We start from the raw sequence: 14,604 nt of genomic DNA, 5'->3' as shown, positions 1-14,604 counted from the left end.
TGTTATTCCTAAGAATCCTTATGACAGGCTGAACACTTAGGTTTAACATGACAGGTATAACACAAATTTGTTACTTTTTGATTTTTTGTTGCTAATGGAATTGGATGGCCCTCTCTATTAAATCCAATGTGAGAACTTGGATGACAAGAGGAACAAGCAACAGTTTTTGTTTGATATTTTCCACCTGGCTGATAATTATGACAGGCTAAACATTGTTTTGTATTTTTAGAAGCTTCATTGTGGTGATCAGCAATCCAATGACTTGTATGACTGGCAGGGCGTTTACTATGACAATTCTTGCAGAATGTGTTTTGTTTGGCATAATCAAATGGTGTAATACTAGGTTTAGAAGTTTTCATATTTTCTAAGAACTTTGTTACAGCAGAAACATCTTCCAAACCATCTATTTTTACTTTAGACATATACCCATGGCATGAGTCGCATTTTCGAATATTCTTTTCAGCATATTTGCCATGATTCATTGTTTTAAAGGTATTTGTATGGCTTTTCGGAACCATTCCTGTCGTATGACATGTTTTACATGCTGTTGAGACATCTCTAGCTTTATGGCATTCCATACAGGTATCCATTTCTGGCCGAATAAATTTAGTATCAGACATTGCCGCAGTACCAATCGTGTCATCCCATTTATCATAATCGGTTTGATAGGTCATTTTTCGATCAGCAATTTTTCCATGGGCAACACCGCTATGGCATTGAATACATTCGATCCCTTTTGCATTATGTTTGTCATGGGGGATGATCAAATCCCCTGATGGGGTAACTTCACGTGTTGAAACATTGTGACACCTTTCACAGGCACTGTTAGGTATATCACTTGGCATATGGATTGGTGCTGTATAAGTGTTTGTTTCTTTCTTAAATGCTTGAACAATGACGTTTGCTTTGTCTTTTGGTATATTCTCGGCCCCTGGTTGGGTATGACAATTAACGCAATCGACTTCAGCGTGCGTGGATGCTTTCCACGTATAGTACTCTGGTTTCATCTCATGACAAGATGAGCAAAATTTTGAGCTTGATGTTGCTTCTAGCCCCGTAAAACCGATTGATGCGAAAAGGGCTAGAATCAACAATGTAAGAGTTGCAATTTTAAGCAATTTATAGCGAAAACGGGGAGGGGTCGGCAGCTCATTGTGCTCCTCTTCCATGTTAATGTCCCTCCAGTTTATTGAGACATATTAGTTCTTTTTATCAGTCTTAAAACCGGTTCTATGACAGTATTTGCAATAAACATCGGTTGGTGCCTTGATTTGAGTTGAGCCAGGTAGTGGCTTTTCCTTGTCATGGCAGACGAAACATTGTGATTTAGCAGCATCAGATGGAGCATGCTTGGCATGGTCTGTTAGCCATTGTTCACTATTTTCATGTCCTGGTGGACGTTTGCTGTGACAGGCACTACAGAATTTATTGATTCTTGCTTGATCTTTAACAACGGCAATATTTGGTGTGTATTTAACTTTTTTAGTTCCCATTTTTAAGATGGACATGATATCCTCTTGTGGGATTGCTTTGGCCCATTTTGAATCCTGATGGCAATTGACGCATGTATTTAATTTATTAATTGCAGTACCACCATGATTATGATCCCAGTCAGCTGTTTTGTGGGTTTGCGGTACTTTAACCTTTTTATGACATGTCGTACATTCCATTGAGATTTTCACGTTTGCTTTTTCTTTTCCAATAGCTTGTAAAATAATGCCCTGTGTTTTTTGATCTTGCGCAGCTTTTGCTGCTTCTGGATCTTGGGCTTCCGTTGTAGCTACTTCGGTGCTGCCTTTTGCTTCTGTTTTTGTTTCTTCTGGATTTGGAAGTACGCTGTAAGAGGCTTCCTTCCAAGGTTCCTCACCTTTGTTCACTTTATCATGGCAATCGATACATGTTCCCATGTTCGGTCTTAAGTATTTTTCCTCAATTAATTTCTCGGCATTTGCTTTTGTCCATTCACCACGGTCTTTATCAATGTTGATGCCGCGGGCTGCAATCTTGGAGTGAACAACACCAGCATGGCAAGTGATACAAGGAATATCTTTTCCGATATGTCCTTTATGGTTTACCTTTAAGTCTCCTGATGCTGTAACAAGGCGGTTTTTCGAGTGACATTGTAAGCAGTTTTCGTTTGCCACGGCTTCTTCTTCTGTTTGGACGATTTGCTTTGGTACACCTGTAACGTGATAGTAGACTTCTTTCATCGATTTCATTTTATGTGTGATCATGTTGGTGAAACCGGGTTTGATATGACACTGTACACAGCTGATCTCGTTGTGGGAGCTAGCTGTATATGTGGAGTATTCCGGTGCCATTTCATGACAGCTGGAACAAAATGATGGCGAGTTTGTAAAAGATAAAACTCCATATCCACCACCAAAGACGATAATACAAACAACAAGGCTAGCGAATAGGAACTTCCAGCGGTTAACCGGATTCTTCCAATCTATGTTTTTGAACTTTCGCCATGATTTACGAATAAGACCTACTCTTCTGCCTTCTCTTGTCTCTATCTCTGTATCTTTATTTTTCCCTTTCCCCCATAAGGCCACTTTTGCTCACCCTTTCTTTTCTTGGAATCTCTATCTCTATATTTTCCATATTAACCTCTCTAAGGTTAGTATCTAACATTGCCAGAGTATATTCCAATGTACAATTTGTGAATAATTCCTCAGAGCCTTCAATTGACTTTTTCCGACTAAAAACAGCATATAAATGTTGATAAACAAAGGTTTTATTTACATTGTTGTAATAGTGGAAATGTGTATAACTGTTAATTTTTATGCAAAAAAAGCAACGTTCATACATTAGACATAACTTTGAATTAAAGGTAAGTGATTGGACAGGAAACACACTTTAAAAATGTATTCTTTTTAAAAGGGCATACCACTTAATTATTTGACAATAAATGAAACAAACTAGATGACTATTCTTTTTTTAATAAATAAGGCTAACTTCAAAAGGCGATATTATGCGCCATTTGAAGTTAGCCTAAAGTAATCCACTATATGATAAAAACCTTAATTAATAATCTTGTATAGGGGAGAAGTGAAGCTTTTATAAAATTGCTTCTCTAAAAACATTACTCAAAGTATTTGTGACAGTGCTGGCAGGATTGTGCGGGTGCTTTTATTGCCGTTGATCCGGCTGGTGGTGTGTCTTTGTCATGGCAAATATAGCATTTTAATTTCTCGTTATCATCGGCTGAAGCTACAGCATGGCCAGGTGCCCAATTGCTTTGCGTGTGGCTAGGCGGTTTGGAGGAGTGACAAGTGCTGCAGAATTTATTTGTCCTTGATTGTTCTTTTACAAGCTCATAATTTAGCGTGTAGTTGACTTTTTGTCTTCTCAATTCAAGAAGGGATGTAATACTTTCCTGTGGTACGTCTTTTACCCATTTAGAATCCTGGTGGCAATTTAGACATTTATTTAACTCTTTCATGGCAGTGCTACCATGATTAACGGGCCACTCTGGGTTTTTATGTAATTTAGGTACCTTTACTATTTTGTGGCAGGTTTTACATTCCATCGAGATTTTAACATTTTTTTTTTGTTTGCCGATCGCTTGTAAAATGAGCCCTTGTGTTTTTTTATTTTGTACTGCTTCTGCATTTTGAACTTCTTCAACTATTTCGGCTGTTGTTGCTTCTGGGCTACCATTGTTACTATTTTGCATTTTTTTTGGATTAGCCGTCATGGTGTAGGTGATATCTTTCCAAGGTTTTTCACCGTTGTTGACTTTATCGTGGCAATCGATACATGTTCCCATGTTCGGTCTTGAATATTTTTCTTCGATTAATTTTTCGGTAGTGGCTTTGGTCCATTTATCTTGGTCTTTGGAGACATTTAATCCGCGGGCAGCAATTTTTGCATGTGCAACTCCTGAATGGCAGGTAATACAAGGGATACCCTGTTTGACGTGCCCCGGATGGTTTACCTTCAAATCTCCTGTTGCAGTTATAAGTCTGTTTTTTGAATGGCATTGTAAACAGCTCTGACTTGAAACTACTTGATCTTTTGTTTGGACGATTTGTTCGGGTATCCCCTTAAAGTGGACATATACTTCCTTTAATAATTGCTTTTTACTTGTCATCATATTTATAAAACCTGGCTTGACATGGCATTGCACGCAGCTGACTTGATTATGTGCAGATGTGGAGTAGGTTAAGTGCTCTGGTGCCATTTCATGACAGCTTGAACAGAATGTTGGGGAGTTTGTATAGGAAACAACTCCGAATCCACTCGCCAATATGGCTATACACACAATAATCCCACCGAAAAGTAATTTATACCATTTAACTGTGTTTTTATTGCTTCCCTTCGAATCCAATTTTGTTCACCTTTTCTATTTTTTTAATACATAAATGTCATTCTAAAAATAGTTGTAACATTAATAGGCAGTTTTTCCTATATATATTTTGTAATTTTTATTAAAAAAGAAGTATTATAGTTTAATCATTTTATTACAGTATTAATATGTATTAGATTGAAAAAAGGATTTAAAAGAAAAAGGCAGAATCATCGGTCTTTTCAGTCGATGATTCTGCCTTAATAATCTAGAAATCTATAGGTAATTTTTTTACTAAAATAATAGGTTGTGATTTAGAGCTTTGGATCATCCTTGAAACCCGTTCTGTGACAGTATTCACAATAAACATCGGTTGGGGCTTTGACGCCAGTTGAACCTGGTTTTGGTTTTTCTTTATCATGACAGACGAAACATTCTGATTTAGCAACATCAGTTGGAGCATGCTTGGCGTGTTCTGTTAACCATTGATCACTATTCGAGTGTCCTTGTGGACGTTTGCTGTGACAGGTGCTACAGAATTTATTGATGCGGGCTTGATCTTTAACGACTGCGATGTTTGGAGTATATTTCACTTTCTGACTTCCCATTTTAAGAAGGGACATAATGTCTTCTTTTGGAATTTCCTTCACCCACTTGGAATCCTGGTGACAGTTGACGCATTTAGTTAATTCGTTAATCGCTGTACCACCATGATTGTGATCCCAATCTGAAGTTTTATGGGAGGTAGGTACTTTTAATTTTTTGTGACAAGTTTCACATTCCATTGAAAGCTTAACATTTGTTTGTTGTTTGCCAATGGCTTGTAGAATAATTCCTTGAGTTTTTTGATCATGCTCTGCTTTTATAGCTTCGGTATTTTCTTCTGTTGTTGCCACGTTGGTTCCTTTTGTTTCCTCAGGATTAGGTGGAACACTATAGGCTGGTTCCCGCCAAGGTTCCTCGCCCTTGTTTACTTTGTCATGACAATCAATACATGTTCCCATGTTTGGTCGCAAGTATTTTTGTTCGATTAATTTTTCGGCATTTGCTTTTGTCCAATCGCCACGGTCTTCTTCAAGGTTAATTCCGCGAGCTGCGATTTTTGCGTGAACAACCCCAGCGTGGCAAGTGATACATGGGATATCTTTTTCAATATGGCCTTTATGGTTCACCTTTAAGTCTCCAGAAGCTGTGACGAGCCGGTTTTTCGAATGGCATTGTAAACAGTTCTGGTTTGTTACCGCTTCTTCTTCTGTTTGGACGATCTGTTCCGGAACGCCAGTTACATGGTAGTAGACCTCTTTCAAGGATTTCATTTTATGTGTGATCATGTTGGTGAATCCAGGCTTGATATGACATTGGACGCAGCTAATCTGGTTATGAGCACTTGCTGTGTAGGTCGAGTATTCCGGTGCCATTTCATGACAGCTAGAGCAGAATGCTGGTGAGTTTGTAAACGAAAGAACCCCATATCCACCGCCAAAGACGACAACACATACAATGAGACTAGCAAAGAGTAATTTCCATCTGTTAACAGGATTTTTCCAATCAATATTTCTGAACCTTTTCCAGAGCCCTGGTTTCTTTTCTCTTTTTTTCACTTTGTCACCCTCTCTTTTCTTAAATCTTACAACCTCCCATTTGTGCGAAATTAGTGGTATGTCTACACTAATGTATTATTTATGAAGAACACTTTATTCGTTCTTTTTCGTAAAATAGTGTGGAGATATGGAATACGGAGGGGCGAGGAAAACAGTTAGAGCTGCTAGTTTAATGGTCCTTTTAGCAGCTCTTTTCTTTTTTTAAATAGGATGTTTTCTAAAAGATTGTTGCTATCTCCCTTATTTTTTCGTTTCGCTGATAAAATGGATTTTTCGCAGAAATATCACTAATTTTCGCTGATAAAATAAGTTTTTCGCCGATATATTAGTATTTTTCGCTGATAAAAATAAACTCTTCCGATATATATCCCTTTTTTTGCAGTAAGAACGCATCTTTCATTAATATCATTGAATTTTCATCAGAACATTGTAACTTTTCGGTAGTAAATATCTCAAAAAACAAAAAGGAGGTTAAAAAACAATAATATTTACGAAAAGCCCATTAAATGTAGCTAATCTCCAATTCTCCCATTTAGAATTCCACTGAACCCATTTTTGTGACAGTATTCACAATATAAATCGGAGGGAGCTTTGGTATATCTTTTTCCAATTTGCATTTTTTTATTGTTATGGCAAACATAGCATTTCAATTTATCTTCATCATTATTTGACGCCCAAGCATGGCCCTCGATCCATAGACCACCACTAGCATGGCTAGGTGGGTAGGTGGTATGACAACTGCTGCAAAATTGATTGTTTCTGACTTGATTTATTAAGTTTGTTTTATTTTTCACTTTTTGGTTATCCATAATAAATAATGAAACGATATCGGCTTTTTGTATTTTATTTATCCAATTAGAATCCTGGTGGCAGTTAAGGCATTGCTCTAACCTTTTTATAGCAATGTTACTGCCATGGTTAAAGCCCCAATCATTATTTTTATGTGAGTTAGGCACATTTATTTTTTTGTGGCAGGTTTTGCATTTCATTGATAATTTGACATTTGTTTTTTGCTTGGCGATTGTTTGGAAAACGATTCGTTGTGTTTCTTGGTCTTTTTCTATTTCTAAATCCTTGCTTTCTGCCACTTCTGTAAGTGAGACTTCAGCCAAACTATTGTTTTCCTTTTTCACCTTTTCTGGATTGGATGGTACGCTGTACGCTATATCTTTCCAAGGTTTTTCTCCTTTGTTTACTTTAATGTGACAATCGATACATATTCCCATACTGGGTCGTAAATATTTCTCTGCTATTACTTTTTTCGTATTTGCTTTTGTCCAGTATCCTAAATATTCATTTATGTTTAGCCCGCGAGCAGCCATTTTCGAATGTACAACACCAGAGTGACAGGTGATACAGGGGATATTTTTTTCAATATGGCCATTATGGTTAACCTTCAAGTCCCCAGATGCTGTGACTAGGCGATTTTTCGAATGGCACCGTAAACAGTTTTGATTTGTAATTACTTCTTTTTCTGTTTGCACTATTTGTCCTGGCACGTTGGTAACATGATAATATACTTCTTTCATGGAATTTATTTTGTGTGTGATCACATTGGTGAATCCAGGCTTGATGTGACACTGAACACAGCTGATCCGATTATGAGTGCTGGCTGTGTAGGTTGCGTATTCTGGTGCCATTTCATGACAACTGGCACAAAATATTGACGAATTTGTAAAAGATAGAACTCCGTATCCACTACCAAAAACAACCATTAACCCCACTAGAACACCGATAAGTAGTTTCCACTTGTTAACTGGATTTTTCCAATCTATTTTACTGGGCTTTCGCCAGAGTCTGCGCAATTTTCTCCCCCTTTCTGAATAGGGTTTGTAAAAGAAAATTCATACTATAATTACTATATGACTGATAGCTTGTACTAATGTTGAATATTATTTTGCCAATTAAGTTTGATTTGTAAAAGTTTTGTTAAAAATGTTAGTATGATAGGAACTGTTTTAAGTACCTATTTTTGCGGATTATGTATAGGTTTCCTCAGTTTTTTAGTGAAACTATTTTTCAATTAATTTTTCATAGATTTTAAAATAATCATTTTCGCCATAGTTTGCTCCTGCTTTTTGCAAATGTTGTCACTGTATAGCGGAAGTGGTAAGATGGTTAAAGAAATTATCGAATGATTATGAGAGGATTCTGCCTTTAAAAAGCGAATCTTTTTTCATTGAAGAGTTTTTTATTAGAATTTAAATCTTGAACTTTGAGAATTGTTTAGCTTTAGCCCCCAGTCCACCCTAAATCGTTTTGGTCCTTTGGTGAAGTCAAAAATTAGGACCGCATGCGTTGGCGGGGAGCTTGCGCTTTTCTTAGAAAGTCTCGATAAAAAGGAGCGTTCATCGTGATTGGGATTTTAAATAAAGTATTTGATTTGAACAAACGTGAATTAAAGCGCTTGGAAAAGCTTGCTGATCAAGTGGATGCACTTGCGGCTGAAACAGAAAAATTAACAGATGACCAGCTTCGTGAAAAAACAGAAGAGTTTAAAGAACGCTATCAAAAAGGGGAAACACTTGACGACTTGCTCCCTGAGGCATTTGCGGTTGTCCGCGAAGGTTCGCGCCGTGTACTTGGCTTGTATCCGTACCATGTTCAGCTAATGGGGGGTGTTTCACTCCATGAAGGTAACATTTCCGAGATGAAAACGGGTGAAGGTAAAACGCTAACAGCGACAATGCCCGTTTATCTGAATGCCATTTCTGGAAAAGGTGTTCACGTTGTTACTGTCAATGAATATTTGGCAAGCCGTGACGCAACTGAAATGGGTGAGCTGTATCAATTTTTAGGCCTAACAGTTGGCTTGAATTTAAACAGCATGACAAAGGAAGAAAAGCAGGAAGCATACGCACAGGATATTACCTATGGTACGAACAACGAATTCGGTTTTGATTATTTACGTGACAACATGGTCTTATATAAGGAACAAAAGGTACAACGCCCGCTCTTTTTTGCAGTAATTGACGAGGTTGACTCGATTCTAATCGACGAAGCGCGTACACCGTTGATTATTTCGGGTACTGCTGAAAAATCGACCACACTTTATATTCAGGCAAATGCGTTTGTCCGCACCCTTACAAAGGAACAGGACTATACGTATGATGAAAAAACAAAAGGTGTTATGCTGACGGAGCAAGGGATTACCAAGGCTGAGCGTGCATTTGGTATTGATAATCTTTTTGATATGTCACATGTTTCATTAAACCATCATATTAACCAAGCGTTGAAGGCCAATGTCAGCATGCATCTCGATGTCGACTACGTTGTGCAGGAAGGCGAAATTATCATCGTTGACCAGTTTACTGGACGTTTGATGAAGGGCCGCCGCTACAGTGAAGGTTTGCACCAAGCAATTGAGGCAAAAGAAGGCCTTGATGTTCAAAACGAAAGTATGACGATGGCAACGATCACGTTCCAGAACTACTTCCGTATGTATAAAAAATTATCTGGTATGACTGGTACAGCTAAAACGGAAGAAGAAGAATTCCGTAATATCTATAACATGAATGTTATCGTGATTCCAACGAATATGCCGATTATCCGTGATGACCGTCCCGATTTAATTTACTCTTCGATGGATGGTAAATTTAGAGCCGTTGTCGAAGATATCGCAGAACGTAATAAAAATGGTCAACCAGTCCTTGTTGGTACAGTTGCGATTGAAACATCCGAATTGATCTCAAAATATTTAACGAAAAAAGGGATTCGCCATAATGTCTTGAACGCGAAAAACCATGGACGTGAAGCAGAAATCATCGCTGAAGCCGGGCAACCTGGTTCTGTTACGATTGCTACCAACATGGCCGGTCGTGGTACAGATATCAAGCTTGGTCAAGGTGTAACCGATGTAGGCGGGCTTGCTGTTATCGGTACTGAGCGCCATGAAAGTCGACGGATCGATAACCAGCTCCGTGGACGTTCTGGACGTCAAGGGGACCCAGGGGTAACACAATTTTATCTATCTATGGAAGATGAATTGATGCGCCGCTTCGGTTCTGACAACATGAAATCAATGATGGAGCGTTTGGGAATGGATGATACCCAGCCAATCCAAAGTAAAATGGTATCAAAAGCGGTTGAATCTGCGCAAAAACGTGTTGAGGGTAACAACTTCGATGCTCGTAAGCAACTCTTGCAATATGACGATGTTCTTCGCCAGCAGCGCGAAATTATTTACAAACAGCGCGACGAGGTACTCGAGTCTGAAAACCTTCGTGAGATTGTTGAAAAAATGATTATCGGCACGATTGGACGCAATGTTGATGCACATGCCTCAAGGAATGAGGATGAAGAAGAATGGAATCTGCCAGCAATTGTCGATTTCACTCATGCAACTCTCCTTCGTGAAGGCGATATTAACGTCGACGATCTAAAGGGCAAGGATCCAGAGGAAATTACGGACACTATTTTTGCAAAAGTAAAAGAACGTTACGATGAAAAAGAACATGTACTTTCATCAGAACAAATGCGTGAATTTGAAAAAGTTATTGTGCTTCGTTCCGTCGATTCTAAATGGATTGATCATATTGATACCATGGACCAGCTCCGCGACGGCATCCACTTGCGCGCATACGGACAAACAGATCCGCTTCGTGAATACCAGCATGAAGGCTTCGCTATGTTCGAATCAATGATTACCTCGATTGAAGAAGAAGCATCGTTGTACATCATGAAGGCTGAAATCCGCAACAACCTTGAGCGCCAAGAAGTGGCCAAAGGTGAAGCGGTGAACCCGAAAGAAGACGGCGAAACAGTCAAGAAAAAGCCAGTTGTGAAAAAAGACACCATCGGCCGCAACGATCCATGTAGCTGTGGAAGCGGCAAGAAATACAAAAACTGTCATGGGGCAGGGAAATAATTTTTGAATGGATTGGAGGACCGGCTTGTGTGCCGGTTTTCTTTTTGTTTGGGATTGGTGGCAGGATGTGTTTTTTTACAATAGTGGTTTACCAGAGGGTTCCGAAATTTACTACAGTAAATATATAAATGTCCCAAACTTTGAATTTCGACGCACTGTTTCGTTATAATGGATTAGGACTAACAAATGATGAATGAATATACTACGGAAAAAGCTTTTTAATTTTACCAGAGGTGAATAATATGGAATTAGCAGAGATTCGGAATGAACTTGAAAAAACAGCTAAACGTTTAGCGGGCTTTAGGGGGTCTCTTTGACCTAGAAAATAAAGAGGCAAAGATTGCGAGCTTGGATGATGAGATGCAGCATCCTGATTTCTGGAATGACCAAAATGCTGCACAGATGGTCATCAGTGAATCAAATGCTTTAAAAGATCAAGTACATGTTTTTTATGATATGTTTGAAACGTTTGAAAATCTTGAATTAACATATGAGCTTGTCAAAGAGGAAAGCGATGCTGAGTTACAGGCGGAGTTAGAGGATGAGCTCCTTCAATTGACTGCACGCCTTGATCAATTTGAATTAGAGCAGCTTTTAAGCGAGCCATATGATAAAAATAATGCAATATTAGAGTTACATCCTGGGGCTGGCGGAACAGAGTCACAGGACTGGGGTTCGATGCTGCTTCGCATGTATACACGCTGGGCAGAGAAGCGCGGCTTCAAAGTGGAGACCTTGGATTACTTAGCAGGTGATGAAGCTGGTATTAAAAGTGTCACTTTGGGGATTAGGGGCCACAACGCATACGGCTATTTAAAAGCGGAAAAAGGAGTGCACCGCCTTGTTCGAATTTCACCTTTTGATGCTTCAGGTCGCCGTCATACTTCGTTCGTATCGTGTGAAGTAATGCCTGAATTTAATGATGAAATTGAAATCGATATCCGCTCGGAAGATCTAAAAGTGGATACGTACCGAGCTAGTGGTGCAGGTGGACAGCATATTAACAAAACTGATTCGGCTATACGAATTACCCACATTCCAACGGGAATCGTTGTTACGTGCCAGAGCGAACGTTCACAGATTAAAAACCGTGAGCATGCAATGAAAATGCTTAAGTCAAAGTTGTATCAACGGGAAATTGAAGAAAAAGAGAAGCGGCTTTTAGAAATTCGCGGGGAACAAAAGGAAATCGGATGGGGTAGCCAAATCCGTTCTTACGTTTTCCACCCGTATTCAATGGTGAAGGACCACCGTACAAATACGGAAATCGGAAATGTGCATGCGGTCATGGACGGGGAACTGGATCCGTTTATTGATGCCTATTTGAGATCAAGAATACAATAATAAAGTAGCCTTTGCCAAATTAGTCGGCAAAGGCTTATTTTTTTGGAATGTGTTTGCCGAGATGTGGTGGGTGGTGCGATATAACTAAGAGGTGTTTTGTGGTTAAAGTGATTCTTGTTAGTTTTGCTTAATTTTTGTCAATGCCGATTTTCTTTCGAAGTGGTTTAAGGTCAAATTTCATTTCATCTGCAATAATTTCAAACATCTTATCATGCCCGTCCAATTTTTCCTCAATACGATTAAAATGGCTCCTAAACTCGGTCGCGTTATTTTCAACGGTCTTTCTAAGAGATACAATACTTGTCTCGACTGCATCGAGCCTAACCTCAACAATGTCGAACCGTTGATCGATCCTGTCAAACTGCTGGTCAACCTTATCAAAGCGCTGATCAATTTTTTCAAATTGCTGGTCAACCTTTTCAAACCGTTGATGGATCCGATCAAACTGCTGATCGATTTTTTCAAATTGTTGGTCAACCTTTTCAAACCGCTGATCGATCCGGTTAAACTGCTGGTCAATCTTTTCAAATCGGTGGTCAATTTTTTCAAACTGTTGATCGATCTGTTCAAATCGGTGGTCGATTTTTTCAAACTGCTTATTCATTTGCCCCATCATTTGCTTTAACAGCTCTTCCAATTTTTTCACCTCCTTTTCGACAATTATAGCATGGAAAGGTGGGACAAAATCAACTCTGTTTGGCCGATAAGGAAGGTAGCGGGAATCAGAGAAACACACTTTGTGCCCGCCAACAGAAAAATTGAGGGGTCGCAGTAACAACGATCACCGGAACTGCGCCTCAACAGGCAAAATCGGTTGTAAAAAGGCAACTAATCAGATATTCGTAAAAATGAATTGCAATGTTTTTCTTGCTCTACTCATGAAATCACCTTAAATTACAGAAACTAAGCCAAATTCATTCCTTTAATGCGGCAACTGATTGGTATTTACAGCAAATTATGAGCGTGCTATACTCACTGTCGGTAAATTAAAAATGTCATTGAGAATTAGAAAATTAAGGGGAATTGTTGTATGAAAAAAACACTGGAGCTACCAATCCAGCATCCAAAGGCGGAATTGGCGGTAGAGTACTTATACATATTATTGGGGTCAGCTATTATTGGTTTTTCATTTAATGTTTTTTTGCTTCCAAATAAAATTGCCTCAGGTGGGGTAAGTGGGATTAGTACGATTTTGCACACGACTGTAGGTTGGGAGCCTGCCTTTGTTCAGTGGGCCTTTAACATACCGTTATTTATTGCAGGTATTATTTTTCTAGGAAAACAATTTGGGGCTAAGACGTTAGTTGGAACGATCTTTTTGCCATTAGTTGTCTTTTTTACAAAAAGTATCGATCCATGGACGCATAATGCTTTGTTGGCATCACTTTATGGTGGAATCGGGGTAGGACTTGGCTTAGGAATTGTTTTTAGAGGCAAGGCGTCAACAGGAGGAACTGATCTTGCTGCGCAAATCATCCATAAATATGCAGGATTTACACTTGGGACATGTGTTGTCCTCATCGATGGGCTGATTGTGATCACGGCAGCACTCGTATTTGATATTGAGAGAGGTTTGTATGCGTTAATTTCTTTGTATGTGACAAGCAAAACAATAGATCTCGTACAGGTAGGGTTTGGTCGTTCAAAAATGGCTATGATCATTACTAGTAAACAGGATGAAGTTCGGTCAGGAATTTTGAATCAAATTGACCGTGGTGTGACAAAACTATCAGCATATGGCGGATTTACTGACAATGAACGACCTATTCTTATGTGTGTATTCGATCAAACAGAGTTCACAAAATTGAAACAATTAGTCAAATCCATTGACCCAACTGCGTTTGTGATTGTTATGGATGCTGCAGAAGTACATGGTGAGGGTTTTAAACGAGCGTAATTTAGATATACTAATAACTGATGGAATTTTTTTCTGAAAGGAGAATAATTATGAAGAAAAAGTTACTAGCATTACTTATGGGAACTACCCTTGTAATGGGGCTTGCGGCCTGTGGTGGTGCCTCTGATACATCAAAGAAGGATACAAGTAAGGAAAAAACCACCACTACGGAAACAGCTTCAGCAGGGGATGCTCAAAAGATTGTGTCACAAAAATGCTCTAGCTGTCATGGGGATAATCTTCAAGGTGCGGTGGGACCAAACCTACAAAAGGTTGGTTCTAAATACTCAAAAGATCAAATCTTAGGCATTCTTAAAAATGGTAAAGAAGGCGGTATGCCTGCCGGCTTAATCTCTGGCGATGACGCTGACAAGGTTGCTACTTGGTTAGCTGCTAAGAAATAAGTAAAACATTAGAAAAACGTTCTGTTCACTGCAGAGCGTTTTTTTTATTTTGATGGCCCTGTTAAAGGTAAATGTTGATATTTGATACCTGTCCCAATTCTTAATAGACGGAAAAATTTCTCTTAATTAGAAAATTGGATTAAAAATAGCTTGAATAGACGGAGAGTTTCCGCCTATTGACTCAAAAACCGCGAAAA

The 14,604-nt window shown here is 38.9% G+C and carries 10 protein-coding genes; 4 read left to right on the top strand and 6 right to left on the bottom strand.

Annotation, left to right across the window (positions count from 1 at the left end):
* Positions 1–8: 8 nt before the first annotated feature.
* The 5 genes from RCG20_RS09275 to RCG20_RS09255 all read right to left on the bottom strand — a co-directional run bounded on the left by RCG20_RS09275 (position 9) and on the right by RCG20_RS09255 (position 7,700).
* On the bottom strand, positions 9–1,169 hold the full coding sequence (locus RCG20_RS09275) for a cytochrome c3 family protein (RefSeq protein ID WP_308183948.1): 1,161 nt from the start codon (positions 1,167–1,169) through the stop codon (positions 9–11).
* Positions 1,170–1,199: 30 nt separating this feature from the next.
* On the bottom strand, positions 1,200–2,558 hold the full coding sequence (locus RCG20_RS09270; RefSeq protein WP_308183947.1) for a cytochrome c3 family protein: 1,359 nt from the start codon (positions 2,556–2,558) through the stop codon (positions 1,200–1,202).
* A 530-nt stretch (positions 2,559–3,088) separates the two neighbouring features.
* Positions 3,089–4,336: a cytochrome c3 family protein gene (locus RCG20_RS09265; protein ID WP_308183946.1), complete on the bottom strand. Its 1,248-nt coding sequence runs from the start codon at positions 4,334–4,336 to the stop codon at positions 3,089–3,091.
* A 272-nt stretch (positions 4,337–4,608) separates the two neighbouring features.
* Complete coding sequence (locus RCG20_RS09260; protein ID WP_308183945.1) at positions 4,609–5,895, bottom strand: cytochrome c3 family protein; 1,287 nt, start codon at positions 5,893–5,895, stop codon at positions 4,609–4,611.
* A gap of 512 nt (positions 5,896–6,407) precedes the next feature.
* The gene (locus RCG20_RS09255) at positions 6,408–7,700 is read right to left on the bottom strand and encodes a cytochrome c3 family protein (protein WP_308183944.1); all 1,293 of its coding nucleotides are present in this window, start codon (positions 7,698–7,700) and stop codon (positions 6,408–6,410) included.
* A 548-nt stretch (positions 7,701–8,248) separates the two neighbouring features.
* Here RCG20_RS09255 and secA point away from each other — a divergent pair.
* Positions 8,249–10,762, top strand: a complete 2,514-nt coding sequence (secA, locus tag RCG20_RS09250; RefSeq protein WP_308183943.1) for a preprotein translocase subunit SecA — start codon at positions 8,249–8,251, stop codon at positions 10,760–10,762.
* Between the two features lie 242 nt (positions 10,763–11,004).
* Positions 11,005–12,106 (top strand): peptide chain release factor 2 gene (gene prfB / locus RCG20_RS09245; RefSeq protein WP_308183942.1). Its coding sequence is split into 2 segments (ribosomal slippage): positions 11,005–11,076 and positions 11,078–12,106, totalling 1,101 coding nucleotides; the frame shifts between segments, so codons are not numbered across the junction.
* Positions 12,107–12,233: 127 nt separating this feature from the next.
* Here prfB and RCG20_RS09240 read toward each other — a convergent pair.
* On the bottom strand, positions 12,234–12,743 hold the full coding sequence (locus RCG20_RS09240; RefSeq protein ID WP_308183941.1) for a hypothetical protein: 510 nt from the start codon (positions 12,741–12,743) through the stop codon (positions 12,234–12,236).
* 393 nt (positions 12,744–13,136) lie between these two features.
* Between RCG20_RS09240 and RCG20_RS09235 the strand changes: the two genes are divergently transcribed.
* A complete protein-coding gene (locus RCG20_RS09235; RefSeq protein ID WP_308183940.1) occupies positions 13,137–14,003 on the top strand; it encodes a YitT family protein in 867 nt (288 codons plus the stop codon).
* A gap of 50 nt (positions 14,004–14,053) precedes the next feature.
* The gene (gene cccB, locus RCG20_RS09230; RefSeq protein WP_308183939.1) at positions 14,054–14,407 is read left to right on the top strand and encodes a cytochrome c551; all 354 of its coding nucleotides are present in this window, start codon (positions 14,054–14,056) and stop codon (positions 14,405–14,407) included.
* Positions 14,408–14,604 lie beyond the last annotated feature (197 nt).

Origin of the sequence: Neobacillus sp. PS3-40, assembly GCF_030915485.1 — a bacterium.
In the GTDB taxonomy this organism is placed as follows: Bacteria; Bacillota; Bacilli; order Bacillales; family Cytobacillaceae; genus JAUZPL01.
This window is presented reverse-complemented; position numbering and strand designations above follow the sequence as displayed.

Coding starts and splice junctions, on each gene's coding strand:
- RCG20_RS09235 (WP_308183940.1), top strand. CDS start 13,137: ATGAAAAAAACACTGGAGCTACCAATCCAGCATCCAAAGGCGGAATTG.
- cccB (WP_308183939.1), top strand. CDS start 14,054: ATGAAGAAAAAGTTACTAGCATTACTTATGGGAACTACCCTTGTAATG.
- RCG20_RS09275 (WP_308183948.1), bottom strand. CDS start 1,169: ATGGAAGAGGAGCACAATGAGCTGCCGACCCCTCCCCGTTTTCGCTAT.